Consider the following 24,216-nt stretch of genomic DNA (forward strand, 5'->3'; position numbering starts at 1 on the left):
GCGGGACCGGACCGGCCGCCCGCAGGCGAACCTCCGCTACAGGGCTTCCAGTTCGGCCTGGAGGTCCGGGTCGTCCAGGCCCGGCAGGGTGTAGCCCACCGGCTCCTCCCACTCGACCGCGCCGTCGTCGATCGCCACGTACCACTCGGCGTCGGGCACGGCCCGGCGCAGCTCGGTCATGGAGCCCAGCAGATGGCGGAGCTGCGGGAAGACGCGGGCGGGTTCGAAGGAGAGCTTGGTGGATCCGGCCAGGATCTCCGCGGGCTCGTCCCCGCACGTGTCGTACAGATGGAGTCCTTCCTCGTCGTCGTAGGGATACGTGGCTCCGCGCACGGTCACGACCCGCTGGACGGCAGCGGTCTCGGCCGGGCTCAGGAGCGTGTCGCGGCGAGCCGAGCAGTAGAGGGAGACGCTCATGGGTGGAGCGTAGAACGGGGCACTGACAACGCCCGGGTCCGGGCGCGCGGAGGCGGGGCACGGACGGCGGCTCGGCACGTCCGCACCCCGCCCCGACCGGAAGGCCGGGAAGGGAAGTGGTTACGCGTCCGGCTCGATCACCGTGAAGTAGGTGGCGAACGCGGCCACCGCGTCGCTCTCGGCGACCCGGCCGTCCCGGTCGGTGTCCAGGCTCTGGGCGGCGACGCTCGCGATCTCGCCACTGGCGCCGAGGACTCTCAGTGCCCGCTCCACGGCCGCCACCGAGGCCGCCCCGCCGTTCTCGCCGTCCGCGACGGCGATGGCCGCGCGCAGGAAGGGGCGGGCGATCTCCGCGAAACGCTCGGGGTTGTCGCGCAGCCGTTTCACGGCTCCGCCCGCGAACTCCTCACGGGTGACGCGCTGGTCCCCGTCCACATCGGCGATCCCCGCCATGCCCTGCCAGAACGCCTCGGCCCCGGTGTAGAGCGCCTGACCCTTGTCGCAGCGGGCCGTCGTACCGAACTCGGTGAGCAGACGGGCCGCGGCTGCGTTGAAATCGGCGCGATCGATGTATCCGTTGCCGTCCTGGTCGAAGGCGGCGAACCGGTGCGCGATCTTGCGCTCGTACTCTGCGCTGTCCATGCGGGGAGCGTACGACGCCCGGAGCCATCACGTGTCACTAACGCACGCCACCCATGTGACAACCTGGTATTAACCCGGGCTTCAGGCGGAGAGCGGCTGGGCTTCCTCGTCGACGGCGGCCGCCGCGTCGGAGAAGACCGCGAAGAGCCGGCGCACCCCGAGCGCGGCGAGCACCCGGTTGACGTGGGAGCCGTCCTCGGCCCCCCGGGCCGGGAGAATCAGCCGCAGCCGGCCACCGCAGGACTTCATCAGACGGCGCGAGGCGATCAGTACGCCGACACCGCTGGAATCGCAGAAGAAGACGTCCGACAGGTCGAGCACCACATCGTGACGGCCCTCGGCGACCGCGTCGTGCACGGACTGACGGACGACGGGTGAGGTCACCAGATCGAGTTCACCCCGGATCCTCAGCACGGTCCACGCGCCCTGTTCGGTCTCGTCCACCTTCAGTGTCACGCGGCTGGACCTCTCGTTCCGGGGGGCTCCCGACGATGCGGAAGTTTCCGTTCCTCCTCGCGGCTGCCCCACCGCTCATCCATGAAACACCGACCCGCTCAAAAAGGAACAGAGGGTTTCCTGCGGAAATGATCACTTCGGGTCTGTTTCTCCTGCCAAGGACGCAGGCAGGTGACACATTCCCTACCATCCCCGGCCCTCCACCGGGCGCAGTTGAGAGAAACGTGCGTGATTGAGCGGTGCCGCCGACTACATTCGGAGTGACGAGCGGCACAGGACAGGACAGATCAGGACACAGCAGGGCACGGAGCGGGACACAGGGCAGGGCACGGAGCAGGGCACAGGGCTGGGGCTGGGGGATTCATGGCGAAGGACGCACCTCCCCGCTGGGACCGCAGGATGCAGCAACGGCTGGCACGCGGTGAGGCGGCGGCCCTCGGCGAGCTCTACGACCGGTTCGCCGCGCTGGTCCACAGCCAGGCGAACCGGATGCTCGACGACGAGGACGCCGCCGACCTGGTGACCCGCGAGGTCTTCGGCCAGGTCTGGGAGAACCCCGACGCGTACGACCCGAAGCAGGGCTCGATGCGGTCCTGGGTGGCCCGGCTCACCCACCGCCGCTCCGTGGAGCGGCTGCGCACGACGGAAGCCTCCTCCTACGAGGAGGAGCACGGGCACGGCGCCGTCCTCGACCCGGAGGAGCTGGAGCGGCGCGTACGCAGGGCCACCGCCGCGGCCCGCGCCGACTACATCGTCGCCTCCATGCCCGCACCCCTGCGCGCCGCGCTGGAACTGGCGTACGTCCAGCGCCGGGACTACCGGCAGACCGCGGCCGACCTCGGGGTCACCGAGGACGAGGCGAGGCGGCGGCTCCGGCTGGGACTCCAGCTGCTGTCCACCGCGAACGCCCGGCCACTGGAAGGGTCCTCGCCACCCGGATACGGTCGGACACTGTGACCGGCGAAGACGACAACGGCCGCGAGAGCCGCGGGCGCGACGACGAGGTACGGGGCGCGCGGCGCATACCGGCGCCCCGCGGCGCCGCGGACGACCTCGACGACCTCGACCTCGCCGCCGTCGTGCGGAGGGCCGCCCTCCCGGGCGTACGGCGTGAGCCCGCTGCCGAGGAGCCCTCGCCCGAGGAACCCGCGCCGGACGCCCCCGTGCCGGACGAGCACTCACCCGAGGCGTCCTCGGCCGAAGCGCCCGCCGCCCCTACGGAACCGGAGCCCGAGGTGATGTCGGCCCCGCCGGTCCTCTCCCACCAGGTCCTCAAGTCCCTCCTCGGTGCCTGGGCCCTTTCGGCCTGCTCGGCCGGGGAGACCGCGGCCGTCGAGGATCACCTCACCGAGTGCGCCGGCTGCGAGGACGAGGCCCTGCGGCTGCGCGACGCGGTGGGGCTGCTGCACGCCGACCGCTCCCTGGACCTCGACCCGACGCTGCGGTCCCGGGTGATCGACGGCTGCCTGGGGCGTCGTCCGGCCGAGATCCCCGTACCGGGCTGGGCCGCACCGTACGACGCCGAGACCGCGCGGCTCGATGCCCTGCTCCGGGACATCGGCGCCTCGGAATGGCACGCCCCGGTGCGGCTGAAGTGGTTCGAGAGCGAGCGGGCGGTCCACCGCAGAACGACGGTCGCCGGGGTGATCGGCCATCTCATGGCCGTGGACGGCCTGGTCTCCGCGGCCCTCGGCCTCGACGACCCGGTCGGGACCGGCGACGTGCCGTCCTCCCCCACCGAGCGCACCGAGACGTACTGGTCGGCCGCGCGCCTGCCACCCACCCGGACCGTCCGGGAACCCTGGCGCGACCAGAGCCACGAGCTGATCCGCACGGTGTCCTTCGCCGGCCGCGACATCGCGGACCACTCCGTCTCCTACGGGGACTTCGCCCTCCCGCTCCAGGACTCGCTGCTGGACCGGGCGTTCGAGTGCTGGATGCACGGCGGGGACATCGCCGACGCCGTGGACTACCCGTACGGGGCACCGTCCGCCGCGCACCTCCACCGGATGATCGACCTGGCGGCCCGGCTGCTCCCGGCCGCCCTCGCGGGTCGCCGTCGTACGGGTCTGGCCGGACCGGCCAAGGAACTGGTCACGGCCGGTGCACCGGGCCGCTCGCTCCATCTGGAGGTCGAGGGGCACGGCGGCGGCGACTGGTACATCGCGCTGGACTCCCCGGCCGCCGTCGGCTCCCCCGAGCACGCGGTGGCACAGGTCGCGCTCGACGGGGTGGAGTTCTGCCGGCTGGTCGCGGGCCACATCTCGCCGGTGGACGCGGCGGCGGGCCAGGAGGGCGACCGCGAGGCGATCCGCGACGTGCTGTTCGCCGCGGCCTCGCTCAGCCGCCTGTAACAAGCCCAGCTCCCGAGCGCCCGCCGCAACGGTCGAGACGGCCCCCGCTGTGGCTCACGGCTTACGGCTACCGCTACGCGAAGATCACCGTACGGCGGCCGTTGAGCAGAATCCGCCGCTCCGCGTGCCACTTCACCGCGCGCGCCAGCGCCTGGCACTCCACGTCGCGGCCGATCGCGACGAGCTGGTCCGGCGTCACGTCGTGGCCGACCCGCTCGACCTCCTGCTCGATGATCGGGCCCTCGTCGAGGTCCGCGGTCACATAGTGCGCGGTCGCGCCGATCAGCTTCACGCCGCGCGCATGGGCCTGGTGGTACGGCTTCGCGCCCTTGAAGCTCGGCAGGAACGAGTGGTGGATGTTGATGATCCGGCCGCTCAGCTGCTTGCAGAGGTCGTCCGAGAGGACCTGCATGTACCGGGCCAGGACGACCAGTTCGACGCCCTCCTCGCGCACCAGCTCCAGCAGCCGCGCCTCGGCGTCCGCCTTGTTCTCCTTGGTCACCGGAAGGTGCCGGAAGGGAATGCCGTACGAGGCGACGAGCTCGGCGAACTCCGTGTGGTTGGAGACGACGGCCGCGATCTCGACCGGCAGCGCCCCGATCCGGGACCGGAACAGCAGGTCGTTCAGACAGTGCCCGAACTTGCTGACCATCAGCACGATCCGCATCCGGTCCGAGGACCGGTGGATCTGCCACTCCATCCGGAAGGAGTCCCCGATGGCCGCGAAGCTGGCCCGCAGCTTGTCCACCGTCACCGGGGAGTCCGCCGAGAAGTGGACGCGCATGAAGAACAGACCCGTGTCGTGGTCGCCGAACTGCTGACTGTCCTCGATGTTGCACCCGGTCATGAAGAGATAGCTCGACACGGCGTGCACGATGCCCTGTTTGTCGGGGCACGAAAGGGTGAGGACGTACTGCTCGGATACGGCGTCCGAGGCGGCGGGAGAGGCGGGCTGCGGCGCGGTCATCCCCGTAGGGTGCCACACCCGCCCGGTCTCAGGCGGCCCTGGTCATGATGCGGATGACGTCCAGGGAACGGGGCGGGATGTCCGGATCCTCGGCGTCGTTGGTGGCGAGCATCACATGCGCCTCGCGGGCCGCCCGGACGGCCTCCGGCCAGCCGTGATGTTCCAGATAGGCCGATACGGGGGCGTCCGCGCCGACCTGGTGCATGATGCGCAGCACCCGCAGCGCGGCGACGTCGACGGCGGCGGCCTCACCGGAGTCCCGGAAGATCGTCCCGACGTATTTCTCGGCGGACCAGTTGTCGAGCCAGGTGTCCTCGACCAGGCGGTACACGGCGTCGGTGACGTCCCCGTACCCTTCCCGGCCGGCCAGCCAGCACTCGTGGTGGAAGGTGGGGTCGGAGAGCATGTGCAGCGCCGAGCGCACGTTGGTGCGCCAGCGCCACCACGGCATGTCATTGAGCGGCATGTCGCCCATGGTGGAGGAGCGACGGCCGCGACGGGAAGTGTTCTCCGAACCTTGCTGCACGGTTGTCGATCGTACGTTCCCTTTTCCCGTGTACGTACGGGCCCCCGCAATTCACCTCGATGTCACCGAGCGTTGAACAGAGCACTCTGTGGCGTTACCCCAGGGGCGGAAATGTACAGACCTATGACCGGACGGCGACGCCCCACCTCCCCCCGCCCCTACTGGTTCCTCACCTGTACGGCGGCGGCCGGGGCAGTCCTGATATCCGGCTGCGGCGTGCTCCCCGGGGCCTCGGGGGGTTCCGGGGAGCCCGTCACCGTGATGACCTGGGCACCCGACCGTTCGGACGACGCCGACGCGGTGAACATGTCGGGGATGCCCGCGATGGCGAAGACGTACGCCCGCTGGGTCAACGGGCGGGGCGGCATGGGCGGGCACGACCTGCGCGTGATCGTCTGCAACGAGGGCGACACCTCCGTCGGCGCGGAGAAGTGCGCCCGGGACGCGGTCCGGCGGAAGGTGACCGCGGTCGTCGGGTCCTACAGCCGGCACGGGCGGTCCTTCATGGCCCCGCTGGAGGCCGCCGGAATTCCGTACATCGGTGGGTACGGGGCCTCCGACGAGGAGTTCACCAGCTATGTCTCCTACCCGGTCAACGGCGGCCAGTCGGCGCTCCTGGCGGGCAACGGCAAGCAGCTGGCGGCCGGTTGCGACCGGGTGTCCCTGGTGCGGCCCGACTCGATCGCGGGCGACGGCATGCCGTCGCTCCTCAACACCAGCCTCCTGGCGGCCGACCGGCCCGAGTCCGTCGACATCCTGGCTCCGGAGACCGCAACGTCGTACGCCGACCAGGCGGCGAAGGCGCTGGAGCAGGCGGGCGACGGCTGTGTGACGGCGGTGCTCGGCGAACGCACGGAGACCTTCTTCGACTCCTTCCGCCGACTCGAACCGGAAGGCAGCGGAGTGCGGATCTCCTCCGTGCTCGGCAGCGTCGGCCAGCCGCTCATCGACCGCACGGGCGGCCGGAACAGCCCGTTCGAAGGGGCGTACGTCACCGGCTGGTACCCGGATTCGGGCGACGCGCGCTGGGACGGGATGCGCGAGGTGATCCGGAAGCACGCGTTCGGCGACAACCGCGTCGACCCGGAGGACACGGGCGTGCAGACCACCTGGATCGCGTACACGGCGCTGAAGGCGGTCGTCGAGTCGCTCGGCGACTCCGCGGTCACCTCCGGCCGGGTCACCGCCGCCCTCAACCACGGCGCGGAGGTCGACACCGGCGGCCTGACTCCGGTGCTGCGCTGGCGCTACAAGGACATGGTCGGCTCGTCCGCGTATCCGCGCATCATCAACGGGAAGGTGACGTTCCAGGTGGTCCGTGAAGGCCGCCTCGTCGCCGACAGGAAGGGCTTCGTGGATGTCACGGAGACCCTGTCCGACGCCCCGAACACCGTGGGCTGAGCCTTTGGCCGGCCCTCCGGCGGCTCTTCGGCGGCTCTTCGACACTCCGGCGGTAGGTCGGCCCTCCGGCCGGTCGCGGGAGAGCACCGCCGGAGAGCCGCAGCGGCTCAGAGCTGGGTCGGGGCGTGCTTGGTCAGGCCGTACTTCTCGGCGATGGTGTTCCACAGCGGCGACGCCTTGGCCTTGGCCTTGCTCGCGTCACCGCTGCGCATGGTGGCCTGCACCGTCTCGTTGGTCGACCTGGCCTTGCCGCCCTTGCACACCTTCTTGTTGCTCTTGGCCTGCCCGGCCCACGCGGCGTAATGGTCGTCGGCCGACGCGGACGCCTCCCACGCCTTGGTCAGCGAGGCGGTCAGCGCGGCGTGGTCGGGCAGCTTGTCCACGGTGAGCCCCTGGAGCCTGGTCACCAGATCACGGCGCTGCTGGGCCGCGCCCTTCAGATCGGTGGCCGCCTGCTCCAGCGCCTGGCAGGACTTGATCTTCTCCACGGCGCCGATCACCGCCGCACGGCTGTTGTTGCTGTCGGCCAGCAGCTTGTCGAGCGCCTGGGCCTGCGGCTCGGCGGGGTCGGCCGCCTTCGTGCCGGTCTCCTCGGCCGAGGGACTCTGCGCCGCCACCGGCTGCTTGTCGTCCTTCTTGTCGTCGTCGCCACCGCTCATCAGCGCGCCCGCGCCGAGCCCGATGACGGCACACCCGGCGACGACCGCGGCGATCAGCGCGACGTGCGGGCGACGCCTGCGCGGCGCGGGGCCGCCGTCCTGATGCTGCCGCGGCGGCTCCTGCGGCCCGGCCGCCCCCGGGAACGCCTGGGCCCCCGGCCCGTACGCGTGCGGGGCCTGAGGCGGCAACTGCCCGCCCTGCGCCCCCTGATGCTGCTGCCCCTGGTACTGCTGGTGCTGCGGAGCCTGCTGCTGCCCCTGCTGCCGCGCGGGGTCGAAGTGCGGCATCTGCTGCGTGGCACCCGCGGGCGCCTCGTCGCGGAACAGGTTGTCGAACTCCGCGGGCGGCTGCCGGTCCCCCGGCGCGCCCGGCCTGATCCCGTACGGAGCGCCCCCGGGCACCGGCGGTATGTACTGCGTCGCGTCCGCGTCCGCCGCCTGCGGAGCGGGGCCGGACTGCGGCGCCTGCCCCAGGTACGCCGTGGACTCCGCGGGCCGCTCGGGCGGCAGCCCACCGGCACCGGGCCCACCCGGAACCGGTCCGGGCCCACCGGGGACGGGCGCGATGAACTGCGTGGCGTCCGCGTCCCCGCCGGGCGCGCCGGCACCGGCGCCCGGTCCGGCCTCGGGCGGCAGCGGCTGCGCGTACGGCTGGGGCCGCCCCTGCTGCTGGGGCTGATACGCGCCCTGCTGCGGCGGCGCCTGCTGGTACGCACCGGGCTGCTGCGGCTGCTGGTACGCACCGGGCTGCTGCGGCTGCTGATACGCCCCCGGCTGCTGCGGCTGCTGATAGGCGCCAGGCTGCTGCGGCTGGTACGGGCCGGGCTGCTGAGGCTGCTGGTACGACCCCGGCTGCGCGGGCGGCAGCTGCTGCGCCTGCGGATATCCCTGCCCGCCCTGCCCCGGTGCCTGGGCGTCCGGGTGCGGCGGCTGAGCGCTCTGCGGCCCCCAGGGCTGCCCCCATGGCTGCCCGCCCGCCGGCACGGCCTGCTCGGCCGGGCCGCCCGCGTCGCCCCCCGGGATCCACGGGGCGCCACCGTCTGCGGGCAGCACGACCCCTTCGTGCGCGGGCCGTACAGCAGGGAGCTGCCGCTCGTCACCCTGTCCGCTCTGCGTCACCGGGACTCCTACGTGTAAACCTACGGAATCGTCGGCTCACGCTATCGGGTGGTCGCCCGCCTCCGCCAAGCGCGTGATGCCACTCACCACCCCTTCACACGCCGGGTAACACCCAGCGCTCTTAAGGCGCTGTTAAGGGGCGACTTCCCGATTCCGCGGTTCGGGCCGCGGTTCGGATCGCCCCCGGGACCCTTTCTCAGGCCGCCTGAAGCTCCAGTCGCGCGCCGAACTCCCGTACCGCCGCCTCGTCCCCGTACGGCAGGAGCCGCTGCTGGAGGTCATCGAGATATTCCGCACCCCGGCTGGAGCGCACCGTCCCCAGCAGCTCCATCGCCCGCATCCCCGTGTGGCAGGCCCGCTCCACCTCGCGCTGCTGCACCTGAGCCGTGGCCAGGAGCACCAGCCCGATGCCGCGACGCCGGGTCCGGGACTCCGGCAGGGCGGCCAGGGCCTCCTTCGCCCGGCGCGCGGCGTGTTCCGCCTGCCCCAGGTCGCGGTGGCAGTGCGCCAGCTCGTCCGCGAGATACCCCGCGTCGAAGTGGGCGATCCAGTCCGGGTCGTCGCCGGTGTCCGGGTCGGCGTGCTCCATGGCCGCCAACGCCCGGCCCGCCACCGCCTGGCAGGTGCGGACGTCGCCCAGCAACGCGTGCCCGCGGGCCTCCGCCGCGTGGAACATCGCTTCCGCCCTCGGCGTCACCCGCCCACGCGCCCCCTCCTGCGCGGCCCGTGCCAACTGGGCGATCTCCCTGGGGTTGCCCAGCTGCGCGGCGAGGTGGCTCATCGACGCGGCCAGCACATAGCCGCCGTACGCCCGGTCCCCCGCGGCCTGGGCCAGGCGCAGCGCCTGGATGTAGTACCGCTGGGCGAGCCCCGGCTGGCCGGTGTCGATCGCCATGTAGCCGCCGAGCTCGGTGAGTCGCGCGACCGCGCCGAAAAGCTCCCGGCCGACCGCCTCGCGGTACGCCCCCGAAAGCAGCCCGGAGACCACGCTGTTGAGGTAGTGGACCAGCACCGGACGCACGTGTCCGCTGCCGAAGCGGTGGTCGAGGTCGACGAGCGCGGCCGTCATCGCCCGTACCGCCTCCACGTCCGACATGCCGACGCGCGCCCCGGCCGTCCGGGCGACCTGCGGGTCGGCGCCCGTGATCAACCAGTCCCTGCTGGGTTCCACGAGGGCGGAGGCGGCCACCGTCGAACCGGTCAGCAGATCGCGGCGGCCCACATCGCTGCGCCACAGCTCGCAGACCTGCTCGATCGCGCCCATGACCGTCGGCGCGAACTGGAGGCCGACGCCGGAGGCCAGATTCTTGCCGTTGGCCATGCCGATCTCGTCGATCGTGACCGTACGGCCGAGCTTGCGGCCGAGCGCCTCGGCGATGATTCCCGGTGCCCTGCCGCGTGGTTGCTGACCGCGCAGCCACCGGGCCACGGACGTCTTGTCGTAACGGAGATCGAGTCCGCGCTCGGCGCCGACCATGTTGACGCGTCGTGCGAGACCCGCGTTGGAGCAAGCCGCTTCCTGAATGAGTGTCTGAAGCCGTTCGTTCGGCTGGCGGGCTACGAGTGGCCTGGCTGCCATGTTTCCCCCTTGATGGACAGAGATGGATACGCGTGATGCGCGAAGACTGAGATGGATACGCGGTGATCGATGGACGGATCACTGCCCGGCGGATACACAAGAAATGCGCATATTCCAACGGCATTCGGTACGAGCACGGCGAGTTGCTCAGTTCTGCATGGGGCTACCCACACACTGACGCACCGCCGCACGCGCGCCCCCGCCCATGCATCCATGCGCCCCGTACGGGGGACCGATGCGCCGTGACGCGTACGTCACGCCCGTAACCCCAGGTGGCGGCGGGAGTTGTGCTCTTCGTGGAAGAGACCATCGGAGTCACGAAGCACGCGCACGTCCCCCAACAGCGAGGCGAGCAACTGCTCGACGCCGCCGTGCGGTACACGGAAGAGCGCCACTGGGACGTGTTCCCCGGCACCTGGCTGGAGGCGGTGGGCGGCAGGGAGCGCTGCTCCTGCGAGGACGACGGCTGTGCCGCCCCCGGAGCGCACGCCCCCCGGCCCGACTGGGCGGGCCAGGCGACCGGCAGCGCCGCCGCCGTCCGCCGGATGTGGTCCAAGCACCCCAGGGCCTCGGTCCTGCTGCCGACCGGCCGGACCTTCGACGCGATCGACGTTCCCGAGTCCGCGGGCTTCCTGGCGCTGGCCCGGATGGAGCGAATGGGTCTGACGCTCGGCCCGGTCACCTGCACCCCCGACCGCCGGATGCTGTTCTTCGTCCTGCCGGGCGCCGCGGTCAAGGTCGCCGAGCTGGTACGGACCCTGGGCTGGAACGCCGAGGCGATCGACCTGGTGGGCCGCGGCGACGGCCATTACGTGGCGGGGCCGCCGACCCGGGTCGGGGGACGCGGCGCCGTGCAGTGGGCGCGCCGCCCCACCCACGCCAACCGGTGGCTGCCGGACGCCGAGGAGCTGATCAGCCCGCTCGCCTACGCCTGCGCGCGCGAGGCGGCGGACGCTCGGGCACGCCTTTCGTAGGGTGGTCCCCACCGATGGGGATATCGAAAGGCTGTGCCATGCCGGACCGGGCAGATGCACGAGACGTAGCGGATACGCAGAACGCACACGACACGCAGGGCCCGCAGAACGCACAGGGCGTAGAGGGCGCGCAGAGCACCCGGGGCGCGCAGGAGGACCGGGCGGGCGGGGCGGGGGTCGCGCCGCCCGCCGTTCGCGTGCAGGGCCTGTGGAAGCGGTTCGGGGACCAGATCGCGGTCGCCGGAATCGATCTGGAGCTGCCCGCGGGCAAGTTCATCGGCCTGGTGGGGCCCAACGGGGCGGGGAAGACCACCACGCTCTCGATGGTGACGGGGCTGCTCCGGCCCGACATGGGAAAGGTCGAGGTCGCCGGGCACGACGTGTGGACGGACCCGGTCCAGGTGAAGTCCCGGATCGGGGTGCTGCCGGAGGGACTGCGGCTCTTCGAACGACTTTCGGGGCGTGAACTCCTCGCGTACACCGGCCGGTTGCGCGGGCTGCCGGGGGACGAGGTCGACAGGCGGGCCACCCAGCTGCTGGACGTACTCGATCTCGCGGGCTCGCAGCACAAGCTGGTCGTGGACTACTCGACCGGTATGAGGAAGAAGATCGGTCTGGCCGCGGCCCTGCTGCACAACCCCGAAGTGCTCTTCCTCGACGAGCCCTTCGAGGGTGTCGACCCGGTGTCGGCGCAGACCATTCGCGGGGTTCTGGAGCGGTACACCGGGTCCGGGGCGACCGTCGTCTTCTCCAGCCACGTGATGGAGCTGGTCGAGTCGCTGTGCGACTGGGTGGCCGTCATGGCCGCGGGCCGGATCACGGCGCAGGGCACGCTCGCGGAAGTGCGCGGCGACGCCCCCTCGTTGCAGAGCGCCTTCCTGGAGCTGGTCGGCGCGGGCGGCCGGGACACCGGGGACTCCCTGGACTGGCTGGGCGGCACCCGATGAGCGTGCTCGACGCCCCTACGGGGACCACGGCCCCGGCCGGCCGGGGCGAGGGCATCGTCTCGGTCTTCGTACGGCTCAAGCTGACGCTCCTGCGCAACGGGCTGCGGCAGTCCTCCGGGCGGCGGGCCGTGTTCATCGTCTCCCTGGTGTTCACGCTGCTGATCGCCGCCGGCCAGGTGCTCGGGCTGATCCTGATGCGCGGTCACGCCGACGCGGGCACCCTCGTCGTGCTGCTCACGGCGGTGGTGGCGGCCGGCTGGGCCGTGCTGCCGCTGTTCTTCCCCAGCGGCGACGAGACCCTCGACCCGAGCCGGCTGGTGATGCTGCCGCTGCGCCCCCGCCCGCTGGTCCGGGCGCTGCTGGTGGCCTCGCTGGTCGGCATCGGCCCGCTGTTCACGCTCTGCCTCGCCCTGGGTTCGGTGCTGGCCCTGGCGCACGGAGCCGCGGCCGTGGTGTTCGGGGTGATCGCGGTCCCGCTGACGCTGCTGATCTGTGTGGCGCTGGCCCGCTCGGTCGCCACCGCCAACATCCGGCTGCTGACCTCGCGCAAGGGCCGCGATCTGGCGGTACTGAGCGGTCTGGTGATCGCGGTGGGCATCCAGTTCGTCAACTTCGGGGCGCAGCGGCTCGGCCGGGCGGGCGGGCTCGACGCGCTGGTCCCGGTGGCGGACGTGGTGCGCTGGCTGCCGGGGGCCTCGGCCATGGGTGCGGTGGACGCCGCCTCGGACGGTTCGTACGGGCAGGCCGTCGTGCAGTTGCTGATCTCGGTGGCGGCTCTGGTGGCGCTGCTGTGGCTGTGGCAGCGGAGCCTGGTGAAGCTGATGACCTCGCCGGACGGTTCGACGCTGGCCGCGTCCGCGCCCGCCCGCAAGGAGTCCGCCCCGGGCCGCTCGGGGCTCGCCGCGCTGCTGCCGGAGGGCCGTACGGCCACGGTGATGCAGCGCAGTCTGCGGTACGTGGCACGGGACCCGAAGACCAAGGCGGCCTGGGTGGCGGCGCTGGCGATCGGGCTGATCGTGCCGGTGCTCAACGCGGTGCAGGGGGGCGGCTCGGTCTACTTCGCGTGCTTCGCCGCCGGGATGCTCGGGATGCAGATGTACAACCAGTTCGGCCAGGACACCTCCGCCTTCTGGATGGTGGCGCTGACGATCTCCTCCACCCGGGACGCGTACCTCGAACTGCGGGCGCGGGCGCTGGCGTTGCTGGTGGTGACCTTGCCGTACACGATTCTGGTGACGTTGGTGACGGCCGCCGTCATCGGCGACTGGACGGCGATGCCGGGGGCGATGGGGCTGTCGTTCGCCCTGCTGGGCGCGATGCTGGCCACCGGCGCGGTGGCCTCCGCGGCGTTCCCGTACTCGATCCCGCAGGACGGCGCGTTCAAGAACGTGGTGCCGGGGCAGGGCGGGCTCGCCTGGATCTCGATCCTGGGCGGGATGGTGGCCTCGGCGCTGCTGGCGGCGCCCGTGATCGCGCTGACGATCTGGCTGCATGTGTCGGACCAGCAGGACGCGTTGTGGCTGCTGGTGCCGGTGGGGGCCGCGTACGGGACGTTCATCGGCTGGGCGGGGCTGCGCGTGGCCGCTCCGCGCACGGCGAACCGGCTGCCGGAGATCCTGACCGCGGTCAGCAAGGGCTGACCGGCGGGCCGCGACGGGAGCGCAGGGCGGGCCGCGGCAGGACGGGCGGCTCGGGGACACGGGCAGGTCGGGGACACGGGCAGGTCGCCCGGGGCCGACGCGGGAGCAGCTGGCCGCGGGCTACGGGGCGACCGGCTCAAGGTCGTCGTGGGACTCCTCCGCCAGCTGCTCCAGGAACGGCTCCACCGCCGCCCGCCAGCCCTCCGGCTGGTCGTAGTGGACGAGATGACCGGCGTCCGCCACCTCCGCGTACTGGCCGCGCGGCAGGACGCGGACCATCTCCTGGGCCTCGGCCCGGCCCAGCTCCCCGTCCAGCCCGCGCAGGACCAGGGCCGGGCACCGGACCTGTGCCAGCTCCTCCCAGTGCGCGTCGAAGACCCAGGTCGCCCGGGACGTGAGCATCTGACGGCGCGAGAACACGGGGCGCCAGCCGTCGGCCCGCTCCGCCATCACCTCGGCGTAGAACGCGCCGCGGGAGGGGCTCGGCCGCTCCACCCAGGGGTCGTCCTCGCCGAACCATTTCCGTACGTCGGCGAGGGTCGCGAAGGGGACGGGCCAGGAGTCGAACCAGTCCCCCCACTCCCGCTGGGAAGCGGCGCCGAGGGCGGAGGCCCGCATGTCGGAGATGACGAGTGCCCGGACGAGGTCGGGGCGCTTCGCGGCGAGCTGCCAGCCGGTGAGGGCACCCATCGCGTGACCGATGACGGTCACGGGGCCGAGGTCCAGCTGTTCGATGGCGGCCTCGGCGTCCGCGACGTAGGCGTCGCGGGTGTACGGGCCGTCCGTGGGCTTCTCGCTGCGGCCGTGGCCCCGCTGGTCGAGGCCGACCGCCCGGTGCCGCTCGGCGAGCCAGCGGGCGGTGGCGGCCCAGTGCGAGGCCCGGCCCATCAGCCCGTGGAGCAATAAGATCCCGGGCACGCGTTCCGCCTCCGCGCGCGCTTTGGGTGGATCCGCGAACTCCCACGCCGCGAGGCGTACACCGCCGGATCCGGTCACATCGATGCGCTGCACCATAGGTTCTGGCACCCCCTTCTCGGTCCTCGATCACCGTGTCATCGCGTCACGCCAGACTATCGAACACTTATTCGAAAATCGGGTTCCGCCACATAACACCCCACCTTCGAGTGACCGCGCCCAAGGATTGGCGCCCGCCGCCGAGGGGAGACCTTCAGCGGGAGGCGGGCCGCTCGGGGATGACGGTTCGTGGGGATTGACCTTGAGAGCTCGGGGCTCCAGGTCAGCGAAGGGGAGGACCGGCCCCGGCGCCCTCGGGCGCCGGGGCCGCCCCCTGTTCCGGAGGCGCCGGAAGCGCCCTTCCGGCCTCGTACGACAACGATGGCAACGGACGGGCAAAACCGCCCCGGAGCATGCGTACGGGCACGGGCGTCGGCAAGGGAACAGCCATGGGTACGGGGACTGCCGTGGGCGCGGGAACGGGCATGGGCGGGCGCCTGGGCAGGGGCATGGGTACGGACAGGGGCAGGGGCACGGGGACAGCGACCGGCGTCGGAACGGCAACCGGCATGGGCATCCGGGCTCGTGACAGCCGCCCTTCGGCGCACATGCCAGTACGACGGGCGCATCCCCTGCTCCCTCCCCGACCGCGCGGCCGAACCCGGCCGGCACCCTCAGGTCATATGCCTGGCCTCAGCCTGGCACGCGATGCGCGCGGGCGCTGCAATTCCGGACGGAAAACAGAAAGCGGGCGTTACGGTTCGGTTTCCGTAGCGCCCGCTTCCAGTTCCGTACGCGCGGTCCGCGCGCCGTTTCCACACGCCGGGCGTGCGCCCCGCGTCAGCGCTTCGCGACGCGTCAGCGCTTCGCGACGAACACGTGCGAGGCGACATCGGAGTCCAGCTCGGCCGCCTCCCCGCTGGAGCCGACCAGCACGCCGCCGGGCGACTCCGTCACGCTGACCACGGAGCCGGGCTGCACGCCCGCGCGCCGCAGTGTGTACATCAGCTGGGCGTCGGTCTGGATCGGCTCGCCGATCCGCCGCACCACCACCGTCTTGCCCTCCGCGCCCGGGTCGAGCTCGGCCAGGCTCACCATGCCCTCGTCCAGGAACGGGTCGGCCTCGGCCTTCTCGCCCAGCTCCTCCAGGCCCGGAATCGGATTCCCGTACGGAGACTCCGTGGGGTGCCGCAGCAGCTCCAGCACCCGGCGCTCCACGGCCTCGCTCATGACGTGCTCCCAACGGCACGCCTCGGCATGGACCTGCTCCCACTCCAGGCCGATCACGTCGACGAGCAGGCACTCGGCCAGCCGGTGCTTGCGCATCACGCGCGTCGCGAGCCTGCGGCCCTCGTCCGTCAGCTCCAGATGGCGGTCGCCCGCGACCTGGACGAGTCCGTCGCGCTCCATGCGCGCCACCGTCTGGCTGACCGTCGGACCGCTCTGGTCCAGCCGTTCAGCGATCCGGGCGCGCATGGGGACCACGCCTTCCTCTTCGAGTTCGAGGATGGTGCGGAGATACATCTCCGTGGTGTCGATCAGTCCGGACATACGTGCCCCTCGATGCTGTGACAAGAAAAACGTCGTGCGATGGCCCTGCACCAATTCTGACGCATACCGCCGACAACCGTGCCGCACGGACCGAAGACCATGCGGCGGAGCGGCCCAGGCGCTATTGACAGGCCGCTGGTCCAGACCGCAACGTGATCGGCGGCACGGACATCCCACCCCGCCGAAAGGGCTCTCCCCGATGAGCGAAAGCAAGCTGGCCGGTCAGTTCTTCGACGCAGCGATCGGCCTGCTGACACGGGTGCGGGACGAGGAATCCGGCAACATCGCGGCCGCCGGTGCGGCCATCGCCGACACCGTCGAGGCGGGCGGCCGGCTCTTCGCCTTCGGCGCCGGGCACTCCTCCCTCGCCGCGCAGGACGTCGTCTACCGGGCGGGCGGGCTCGCCCTGATGAACCTGCTCACGGTGCCGGGCACCATGGGCGTCGACGTCATGCCCGCCACGCTCGGCTCCGCGCTGGAGCGGGTGGACGGGCTCGCCTCGGCGGTACTGGACACCAGCCCCGCCACGTCCGGCGACCTACTCGTGATCATCTCGCTGTCCGGGCGCAACGCGCTGCCCGTCGAGATGGCGCTGAACGCCCGTGCGCTCGGTCTGAAGGTCATCGGGGTCACCTCGGTCGCGTACACGGAAGGCACCCGGTCCCGGCATGTGTCGGGCGGCTTCCTGCGGGACCACTGCGACATCGTGCTCGACAGCAAGATCGCGATCGGCGACGCCGAACTGACGACGGACGGCATCGAGGCGCCGTTCGCGCCCGCGTCGACGGTGGTCACCAGTGCGGTGATGCAGGCGATGATGGCGGCCGCCGCCGAGGAGCTGGTGGCCAGGGGGATCGAGCCGCCGCTGCTGCGGTCGGGCAACGTCGACGGCGGGCACGAGTGGAACGGCCGGGTCATGACGGAGTACGCGGACCGGGTCTTCTACCGCCACTGAACCAAGGGGTCCGGTTCGTCCGCCGCGCCCCTGCCCCGCCCCGCAGCCCCTGAGCTGCGCGACAGGGGCGCGACAGGGGCGCGACAGGGGCGCCCTTCACACCCCGGACGGGCCACCAATACCGGTGCCGCCGCCCATGTCCGATCCGCCCGCGTTCAGCAGCTGGTGCAGATCCACCGCGGACGCGACCCGGACCGCCACGCTCTCCGCGTACATCACGTCCGGGCGTTCGAACGCGACCCGGTTCGCCGCGCGCAGGAACGTCACCACGCCCAGCGTCCTGCCCCGGCTCCGGAGCACCGTACACAGGGCGTGCGCCGAGTCCCGGGGCCACTGCCGCTCCAGCGCCCACACCCCGTCCGCCGCACCCGCCGCACCCGCGCTCGCCCGTACCGAGCCGGTGCGCTCCACCGCCTGGAGGGCCGGGTGACCGGGCCCGTAGCGCGCCGGGACGGCACCACCCGACACCGGCAGGCACGGGCCCGGCTCGTCGGACGGCGTCGCCGCGGCCCGCACCAGCCGCTCCCCCGCCACCAGGTCGACCAGTACATGGTCGGCGAACCCGGCCAGGGCGAAGTCCAGCGACGACGTCGCCGCCTCCATCGGGTCCTCGCACTCGGACGCCGCCCGCGCGGCCCGGTGCAGCTGGTTGGCCCGGAAGCGCACCCGGTCCGCGTCCTGCTCGGCCAGCTTCGCCCGGGTCACGTCCTGGAACAGCCAGCCCACGCCCAGGGGCACGGGCTCCTCGGCCAGTGGTGAGGCCAGCCGCAGGAATCCGCTGCGCCAGCAGCGCCGCCGGTCGCCCTCCGCCGTCCGCAGGGTCACCCAGATCTCGGTGGGGGCGGTCGGCGCCCCCTCGGCGAGCACGTGCTGCAACGCGCCCTCCAGGTCCTCGACGCCCTGCACGACCAGTTCGCCCAGCGGGCGCCCCAGCAGCGTCGTACGGCCGCCGCCCAGCGCCCGTGCCGCGTGGGAGTTGACGACCGTGGGCCGCAGATCGACGTCGACCAGCACCACACCCCACGACGCGTCCTCGAACAGTGCCTCGCTGAGCGCGATCGAGCGCTCCAGGTCGATCTGCGCGTGCACCTCGCTGAACGCGCAGTAGACCCCGGCCGGCTTCCCGTCCGCGCCCCGCACCCCGGCCGACTGGGTCCGTACGAGAACCCGGCCGCCGTCCTTGCGCAGCAGCGCGAACTCGTGCACCTGGCGCCCCGGAGCGGCCATGGCGGACATCAGCCGCCCCTGCACCTCGTCCGCGTCGGCCCTGCGCACGGCCCAGCCCGCGAACCCGGTCCGCCCGACGGCCTCCTCGGCGGTCCAGCCGAGAATCCGCTCGGCCTCGCGGTTCCAGTGGGTGATCGCGCCGCCCGCGTCGAACGCGCACAGGGCGGCGTCCATCCCGTCGAGCAGTGCCGCGAGCAGTTCGGACCCGGGAACCGCCCCGGCCTCCGGGGACCCCGAGGCTTCTCTGCCGGGGCCCTCGTCCGGCCCGAGAGCGTCGGTGGTCCCACTGCTCCTGGAAGCACTCATTCCGTACCCCCCGCAGGACGTGTCGGCCCTTGCCGTACGTATTTCCGCACGCATTGCTGCACGTCACACCATTCAACTGGAACGTGACCCGGCGCACATCCACTTCACCGAAATCCGGCGGCTCCCCCGGCTCCGTCCACCGTGCGGCGGGAGTTCACCCAGGGGCGGGCGTTCCCCCTGCGACAGGAGTTCACCGGCGGCGCGAATTAAATCGGTTGAGGCCCCCGACGGGGTTTCCTAAGCTGATGGCACACAAGAGAGGAGGTGTTCCGGAAGTGATTTATCTTCGGACTCGTGAGGTGACTGCGGGCTGACGCCCGTCGTCGCGCTCTTGCAGTGCAGGCCGGTCGCCGGCCAATCCCTAGCAGTCACCGACCCGCAGGCTCGCCGGTAAGTCCGGCCGGCCCCTCCGCAAGGAGGGACCAGAGCCTGCGGGTTTCTGCGTGTCCGGGGTCGTACGGGCGCCTCGCGCCGGACGACCCGGCCGCGGGCGCCACGGACCTACGGGCGGCCTGCGGGTCTACGGGTCTACCGGCGGCCTACGGGCAGAGCCGCTCCACCCGCCACCCCGTACCACCGGCCTCCGCGTCCCGCTCCTCCGCGCCCTCCGCCTTCTCCGCGTCCTCGCGTACGTACCGCAGCCGGTCGTGCAGCCGGTTCTCGTGGCCCTGCCAGAACTCGATGGTGTCCGGGACGACGCGGAAGCCGCCCCAGTGCGGCGGGGCCGGAACCTTCTCGCCCTCGGGGTAGCGCGCGGCCAGGTCCTCGTACCGGGTGACCAGCTCCTGGCGCGAGCCGATGACCGTGGACTGGGCGCTGGCCCAGGCCCCCAGCTGGGAGCCGTGCGGGCGGGTGCGGAAGTAGGAGACCGTCTCCTCGCGGGAGACCCGGGCCGCGGTGCCGGTGACGATGACCTGGCGGGCCAGCGGGTGCCAGGGGAAGAGCAGCGAGACGTACGGGTTCGCGGCCAGCTCGCGGCCCTTGCGGGACCCGTAGTTCGTGAAGAAGACGAAGCCCCGGCCGTCGTACCGCTTCAGCAGGACCGTGCGGGAGGACGGGCGGCCCTCCGGGGTGGCCGTGGAGACCACCATGGCGTTCGGCTCGTGGAGCACGCCACCCGCCGCGACCTGGCGGAACCAGCGGGCGAACTGGTCCATCGGATCGGGGCTGAGGTCCTGCTCGGCGAACCGCTCCGAGCGGTACTGCTCGCGCATGGCCGCCGGATCGGTGGTGCAATCGAAACCGGGGGCGCGAACGGAGGTGGGTGCGGAGGAAGCGGCGGAAGGGGCCTTGTCGTCTCGTGTGGGCACGGGGTCATCCTGCCGCAGCGGCCGAGTGTGCCCGGCGAGGAGGGGTGGTAACCGCCGGCCGCCGAAATGAGGTCCTGTGCCGGATGTCACGCTTCCCCGCATCGTGGGAACCCGCCAATATCTTGTGGCAGGCCCCTGCGGCCTTCGTACAGCCACCGCCCGCCGCCGAACTGAGGGAGCCGCCTGATGTCCGACTTCGTACCGGGACTAGAGGGAGTCGTCGCCTTCGAGACGGAGATCGCCGAACCGGACAAGGAAGGCGGCTCGCTCCGTTACCGCGGGGTCGACATCGAGGACCTCGTCGGCCATGTGTCCTTCGGCAATGTCTGGGGTCTGCTGGTGGACGGGGCGTTCAACCCCGGCCTGCCGCCCGCCGAGCCGTTCCCGATCCCCGTCCACTCCGGTGACATCCGGGTCGACGTGCAGTCCGCGCTGGCGATGCTCGCCCCCGTGTGGGGCCTGAAACCGCTGCTGGACATCGACGAGGCGACCGCCCGCGACGATCTGGCGCGGGCCGCCGTGATGGCCCTGTCCTACGTCGCCCAGTCGGCACGCGGCCAGGGTCGGCCGATGGTGCCGCAGAGCGAGATCGACAAGGCGGGCTCCGTGGTGGAACGGTTCATGATCCGCTGGCGCGGCGAGCCGGACCCCCAGCACGTCAAGGCCGTCGACGCGTACTGGACCTCCGCCGCCGAGCACGGCATGAACGCCTCCACGTTCACCGCCCGCGTCATCGCCTCCACCGGCGCCGACGTGGCGGCCGCGCTGTCCGGCGCGGTGGGCGCCATGTCGGGCCCGCTGCACGGCGGCGCGCCCTCCCGCGTCCTCGGCATGATCGAGGAGATCGAACGCACCGGTGACGCGTCCGCGTACGTGAAGCAGGCCCTGGACCGCGGCGAGCGTCTGATGGGCTTCGGACACCGCGTGTACCGGGCCGAGGACCCCCGCGCCCGCGTCCTGCGCCGCACGGCCAGGGAGCTGGCCGCACCGCGCTTCGAGGTGGCGGAAGCGCTGGAGAAGGCCGCGCTGGAGGAGCTGCACGCCCGGCGCCCCGACCGGGTGCTGGCGACGAACGTGGAGTTCTGGGCGGCCATCGTGCTGGACTTCGCGGAGGTCCCCGCCCACATGTTCACGTCGATGTTCACCTGTGCCCGTACGGCGGGCTGGTCGGCGCACATCCTGGAACAGAAGCGGACGGGCCGCCTGGTGCGCCCCTCGGCGACGTACATCGGCCCCGGCACCCGCAACCCGGCGGAGATCGCCGGTTTCGACCAGCTGGCGGACCTGGGGAACTGACCGCCGCCGCGCCCGCGCCCCCTCAGCCCAGCGCCTCGTCCAGTACCGACGCCCACTGGGTCACCACGCGGGTGCGGCGGGTCGTGTCGTCGGTGAGGAGGTTGGCCAGGCCCAGGCCGCGGGCCATGTCGAGGAGGCCCTGGACCGTTTCGCGGACGCCGGGGCGGGTCTCGTCGGCGTCCAGGAGTTCGACGGCGATGCGGTGGGTCTCGCGGCCCACGCGGGCTTCGAGTTCGGTGACGCGGGGGCGCAGTTGTTCCTCGTTGGAGGCGGCGACCCAGAGGTGGAGCGCGGCTCGGAAGAGCGGGCCGGTGTACAGGTCGACCAGGGCCGCGACGACCTCGCTGCGGCCCTGGACGGGCAGGGCGCGCAGGGCGGCGGAGCGTTCCTCGGCGACGTATTCGACGGCTCCGGTGAACAGGTCCTCGCGGGTCGGGAAGTGGTGCTGGGCCGCGCCGCGCGAGACTCCGGCGCGTTCGGCGACGACGGAGACGGTGGAGCCCGCCCAGCCGTGTTCGGCGAGGCAGGCGACCGCCGCTTCCAGGAGCCGCTGCCGGGTGGCCCGACTGCGGTCCTGTTTGGGGGCGTTGGGGGTCTTGGGGGGTGTCACCACACCCATGCGGGGTCCCGTCGTTCGAGGAAGGCCGTCATCCCCTCCCGTGCCTCGGCGGAGGCGAAGAGCGCCGCCGAGCGGGCGATGAGGTCTTCGGCGTGCTGGTCGAAGCTCTTCAGAACCGTAGCCGTGAGCAGCTCCTTCGATGCCGTCAGCCCCTGTGGCGAGGCCCTGCGCAGTCCGTCCAGTACGGGTACGAGCGCCTTGTCCACGTCCTCGGCCGCCAGGGTGACGAGCCCGGTCCGGGCGGCTTCGGGGGCGTCGAAGCGTTCTCCGGTGAGGCAGTAGCGGCTCGCGGCGGCCGGGTCCAGGCGGGGCAGCAGGGTGAGGGAGATGACGGTGGGGGCGAGGCCGAGCCGGGACTCGGTGAGCGCGAAGCTCGCGGCGGGACCGGCCACCGAGATGTCGCAGGCGGCCAGCAGGCCGAGGCCGCCCGCCCGGACATGTCCGGTGACCCTGGCGACGACGGGTTTGGGCAGTGCGACGACCCGCCGCATCAGGGCGACGAACGCCCCGGGGTCGGGCGGGGAGGTGAGGTCGGCGCCCGCGCAGAAGGTGTTGCCGGTGTGGGTGAGGACGACCGCGCGTACGGAGTCGTCGGCCGCGCAGGCGTCGAGGGCCGTGGACAGCTCGGAGACGAGCCGCGCGGAGAGCGCGTTGCGGTTCGCCGGTGAGTCCAGGGCGAGGGTGGTGACGCCCCGGTCGTGGGTGGGCTCGGAGAGGGCCCCGAAGGTCATGCGGACGTTCCCTTCTCGCGGTCGCGCAGTTCACGCCTGAGGATCTTCCCCGAGGTCGCGCGCGGTACGGCGGCGATGAACTCGGCCCGCCTGACCTTCTTGTACGGGGCGACGCGCTCGGCGACGTACGCCATGACGTCCTCGGCGGTCAGGGCCTCCGAGGCGGCGGACGCACCGCGCACCAGGTACGCCTTGGGGACCTCGTTGCCCTCCTCGTCGTACACCCCGATGACGGCCGCGTCCGCGAGGTGTTCGTGGCCCAGCAGCAGGGCCTCCAGTTCGGCGGGGGCGACCTGGTAGCCCTTGTACTTGATGAGTTCCTTGACCCGGTCGACCACGAACAGCCAGCCGTCGGCGTCGACGCGGCCGATGTCGCCGGTGTGCACCCAGCCGTCCGCGTCGATCATCTCAGCGGTGGCCTCGGGGCGGCCGAGGTAGCCCTTCATCACCTGCGGGCCCCGGATGAGGACCTCGCCGTCCGTGCCGGTGTCCGCGTCCTTGCCGGGGTCCTCCAGCGACACGATCCGCATCTCGGTGCTGGGCAGCAGCTTGCCGACCGCGCCGGGCGGCGGGTGCTCGGCGGACAGCGGCACCACATGGGTGCCGGGCGACAGTTCCGTCATCCCGTACGCCTGGCGGACGGGCAGTCCCAGGCGGTCGGCGCAGGCGGTGGCGAGCGCGGCGTCCAGCGGGGCGGCGGCGCTGATGATGTATTCGAGCGACGACAGGTCGTGCTGGTCCACAGCGGGGTGCTTGGCCAGGGCCAGGACGATCGGCGGGGCCACGAACAGGCCGGTGATCCGGTGCTTCTCGATCACGGAGAGGAACTGCGCGAGGTCGAAGCGGGGCAGCACGACGACGGTGGAACCGCAGCGCAGCGGGGCGTTCATCAGGGCCGTGAGGCCATATATGTGGAAGAAGGGAAGCACGGCCAGGATGCGGTCTCCGGGGCCGGTGGGGACGAACGGCTTCAGCTGCTCCAGGTTGGTCGCGATGGAGCGGTGCGTGAGCATGACGCCCTTGGGAGTGCCGGTGGTGCCCGAGGAGTACGGGAGGGCGGCCACGTCCTCGGCGGGGTCGAACGTGATCCGCGGCTCGGGGGCGGTGGAGGCCGCCATGTCCTGTACGGAGCGGTGGCCCTCGGCCCGGTCGCAGACGAAGATCTCCTGGATGCCGCCGACGAGTTCGGCGGCCCGGCGGGCGGATTCGAGGAGCGGGGACACGGAGACGATCCAGCGGGCCCCGGAGTCGCCGAGCTGTTTGGCGAACTCCTCGGCCGTGGCGAGTGGATGGACCGTGGTGACGGAGGCTCCGGCGCGCGTGGCCCCGTAGAAGACGGCGGGGTAGGCGATCGTGTTGGGGCTGTGCAGGGCCAGCACGTCGCCCTTGCGGAGTCCGGCCTCGGCGAGGGCGGCGGCGATCCCCCGGTGGAAGCCGTCGAGCTGGGCGTACGTGAGGGTGGCGCCGTTCGTCCCGTCGATGAGGGCGACGGTGTCACCGAACTCCGCGGCCCTCCCGAGGACCGCTTCGTGGATGGGTGTGTCGAGGGCCTGGACATCTGCGTACTCGCTGCGGAACACCATGGC

At 72.2% G+C, this 24,216-nt stretch carries 22 protein-coding genes; 8 read left to right on the forward strand and 14 right to left on the reverse strand.

Going from position 1 to position 24,216, the window contains the following annotated elements:
* Positions 1 to 36 precede the first annotated feature (36 nt).
* The 3 genes from OG413_RS07265 to OG413_RS07275 form a co-directional block, all read right to left on the reverse strand.
* Positions 37 to 417, reverse strand: a complete 381-nt coding sequence (locus OG413_RS07265; protein WP_266803609.1) for a hypothetical protein — start codon at positions 415 to 417, stop codon at positions 37 to 39.
* A gap of 120 nt (positions 418 to 537) precedes the next feature.
* Positions 538 to 1,059 (reverse strand): EF-hand domain-containing protein, encoded by a 522-nt coding sequence (locus OG413_RS07270; RefSeq protein WP_266803611.1) that lies wholly within the window; start codon positions 1,057 to 1,059, stop codon positions 538 to 540.
* Positions 1,060 to 1,140: 81 nt separating this feature from the next.
* Positions 1,141 to 1,515, reverse strand: a complete 375-nt coding sequence (locus OG413_RS07275) for an STAS domain-containing protein (protein ID WP_073718534.1) — start codon at positions 1,513 to 1,515, stop codon at positions 1,141 to 1,143.
* A 363-nt stretch (positions 1,516 to 1,878) separates the two neighbouring features.
* Here OG413_RS07275 and OG413_RS07280 point away from each other — a divergent pair, with 363 nt between their 5' ends.
* Together OG413_RS07280 and OG413_RS07285 are read left to right on the forward strand one after the other, a co-directional pair.
* Positions 1,879 to 2,472: a sigma-70 family RNA polymerase sigma factor gene (locus tag OG413_RS07280; protein WP_266803614.1), complete on the forward strand. Its 594-nt coding sequence runs from the start codon at positions 1,879 to 1,881 to the stop codon at positions 2,470 to 2,472.
* Positions 2,469 to 3,869, forward strand: a complete 1,401-nt coding sequence (locus tag OG413_RS07285; RefSeq protein WP_266803616.1) for a zf-HC2 domain-containing protein — start codon at positions 2,469 to 2,471, stop codon at positions 3,867 to 3,869. Before OG413_RS07280 ends, OG413_RS07285 begins: the two co-directional genes overlap by 4 nt.
* Before the next feature lie 73 nt (positions 3,870 to 3,942).
* Here OG413_RS07285 and purU read toward each other — a convergent pair whose 3' ends face one another.
* A complete protein-coding gene (gene purU / locus OG413_RS07290; protein ID WP_266803618.1) occupies positions 3,943 to 4,836 on the reverse strand; it encodes a formyltetrahydrofolate deformylase in 894 nt (297 codons plus the stop codon).
* A gap of 28 nt (positions 4,837 to 4,864) precedes the next feature.
* The gene (locus OG413_RS07295; protein ID WP_266809959.1) at positions 4,865 to 5,311 is read right to left on the reverse strand and encodes a hypothetical protein; all 447 of its coding nucleotides are present in this window, start codon (positions 5,309 to 5,311) and stop codon (positions 4,865 to 4,867) included.
* A gap of 174 nt (positions 5,312 to 5,485) precedes the next feature.
* Between OG413_RS07295 and OG413_RS07300 the strand changes: the two genes are divergently transcribed.
* The gene (locus OG413_RS07300; RefSeq protein WP_266803620.1) at positions 5,486 to 6,763 is read left to right on the forward strand and encodes an ABC transporter substrate-binding protein; all 1,278 of its coding nucleotides are present in this window, start codon (positions 5,486 to 5,488) and stop codon (positions 6,761 to 6,763) included.
* Between the two features lie 107 nt (positions 6,764 to 6,870).
* Here the strand turns inward: OG413_RS07300 and OG413_RS07305 are convergent, their stop codons facing one another.
* On the reverse strand, positions 6,871 to 8,541 hold the full coding sequence (locus OG413_RS07305) for a hypothetical protein (protein WP_266803622.1): 1,671 nt from the start codon (positions 8,539 to 8,541) through the stop codon (positions 6,871 to 6,873).
* A gap of 196 nt (positions 8,542 to 8,737) precedes the next feature.
* A complete protein-coding gene (locus OG413_RS07310; protein WP_266803624.1) occupies positions 8,738 to 10,120 on the reverse strand; it encodes a transcriptional regulator in 1,383 nt (460 codons plus the stop codon).
* A 287-nt stretch (positions 10,121 to 10,407) separates the two neighbouring features.
* On the opposite strand from OG413_RS07310, the gene OG413_RS07315 reads away from it, so the two are divergent.
* From OG413_RS07315 to OG413_RS07325, 3 genes are read left to right on the forward strand one after another with little or no spacing between them, the layout of a single operon-like run.
* Positions 10,408 to 11,094 carry a bifunctional DNA primase/polymerase gene (locus OG413_RS07315; protein ID WP_266803626.1) on the forward strand — a complete coding sequence of 229 codons (687 nt, stop codon included), beginning with the start codon at positions 10,408 to 10,410 and terminating at the stop codon, positions 11,092 to 11,094.
* A 38-nt stretch (positions 11,095 to 11,132) separates the two neighbouring features.
* On the forward strand, positions 11,133 to 12,041 hold the full coding sequence (locus OG413_RS07320) for an ABC transporter ATP-binding protein (protein ID WP_266803628.1): 909 nt from the start codon (positions 11,133 to 11,135) through the stop codon (positions 12,039 to 12,041).
* Entirely contained in the window at positions 12,038 to 13,681 is a 1,644-nt protein-coding gene (locus OG413_RS07325; protein ID WP_266803630.1) for a transporter, read from the forward strand. Before OG413_RS07320 ends, OG413_RS07325 begins: the two co-directional genes overlap by 4 nt.
* Before the next feature lie 120 nt (positions 13,682 to 13,801).
* Here OG413_RS07325 and OG413_RS07330 read toward each other — a convergent pair whose 3' ends face one another.
* Together OG413_RS07330 and OG413_RS07335 are read right to left on the reverse strand one after the other, a co-directional pair.
* The gene (locus OG413_RS07330; protein WP_266803631.1) at positions 13,802 to 14,695 is read right to left on the reverse strand and encodes an alpha/beta fold hydrolase; all 894 of its coding nucleotides are present in this window, start codon (positions 14,693 to 14,695) and stop codon (positions 13,802 to 13,804) included.
* Between the two features lie 798 nt (positions 14,696 to 15,493).
* On the reverse strand, positions 15,494 to 16,186 hold the full coding sequence (locus tag OG413_RS07335; RefSeq protein ID WP_266803633.1) for a metal-dependent transcriptional regulator: 693 nt from the start codon (positions 16,184 to 16,186) through the stop codon (positions 15,494 to 15,496).
* 199 nt (positions 16,187 to 16,385) lie between these two features.
* Between OG413_RS07335 and OG413_RS07340 the strand changes: the two genes are divergently transcribed.
* The gene (locus OG413_RS07340) at positions 16,386 to 17,141 is read left to right on the forward strand and encodes an SIS domain-containing protein (RefSeq protein ID WP_266803635.1); all 756 of its coding nucleotides are present in this window, start codon (positions 16,386 to 16,388) and stop codon (positions 17,139 to 17,141) included.
* A gap of 96 nt (positions 17,142 to 17,237) precedes the next feature.
* Here OG413_RS07340 and OG413_RS07345 read toward each other — a convergent pair whose 3' ends face one another.
* A complete protein-coding gene (locus OG413_RS07345; protein ID WP_266803637.1) occupies positions 17,238 to 18,674 on the reverse strand; it encodes a PAS domain-containing protein in 1,437 nt (478 codons plus the stop codon).
* Positions 18,675 to 19,213: 539 nt separating this feature from the next.
* Positions 19,214 to 19,888, reverse strand: a complete 675-nt coding sequence (pdxH, locus tag OG413_RS07350; protein WP_266809960.1) for a pyridoxamine 5'-phosphate oxidase — start codon at positions 19,886 to 19,888, stop codon at positions 19,214 to 19,216.
* A 282-nt stretch (positions 19,889 to 20,170) separates the two neighbouring features.
* Here pdxH and OG413_RS07355 point away from each other — a divergent pair, with 282 nt between their 5' ends.
* Complete coding sequence (locus tag OG413_RS07355; RefSeq protein ID WP_266803639.1) at positions 20,171 to 21,280, forward strand: citrate synthase 2; 1,110 nt, start codon at positions 20,171 to 20,173, stop codon at positions 21,278 to 21,280.
* Between the two features lie 22 nt (positions 21,281 to 21,302).
* Here OG413_RS07355 and OG413_RS07360 read toward each other — a convergent pair whose 3' ends face one another.
* Genes OG413_RS07360 through OG413_RS07370 form a run of 3 tightly spaced genes read right to left on the reverse strand, consistent with a single transcriptional unit; the run spans position 21,303 to position 24,213 of the window.
* Positions 21,303 to 21,899, reverse strand: coding sequence for a TetR/AcrR family transcriptional regulator (locus OG413_RS07360; protein WP_266803641.1), 597 nt, complete (start codon positions 21,897 to 21,899; stop codon positions 21,303 to 21,305).
* The gene (locus tag OG413_RS07365) at positions 21,887 to 22,630 is read right to left on the reverse strand and encodes an enoyl-CoA hydratase family protein (RefSeq protein ID WP_266803643.1); all 744 of its coding nucleotides are present in this window, start codon (positions 22,628 to 22,630) and stop codon (positions 21,887 to 21,889) included. Before OG413_RS07365 ends, OG413_RS07360 begins: the two co-directional genes overlap by 13 nt.
* Positions 22,627 to 24,213, reverse strand: coding sequence for a 4-coumarate--CoA ligase family protein (locus tag OG413_RS07370; RefSeq protein ID WP_266809961.1), 1,587 nt, complete (start codon positions 24,211 to 24,213; stop codon positions 22,627 to 22,629). Before OG413_RS07370 ends, OG413_RS07365 begins: the two co-directional genes overlap by 4 nt.
* Between the last annotated feature and the right edge of the window lie 3 nt (positions 24,214 to 24,216).

The organism is Streptomyces sp. NBC_01433, assembly GCF_026340105.1.
GTDB lineage: Bacteria > Actinomycetota > Actinomycetes > Streptomycetales > Streptomycetaceae > Streptomyces.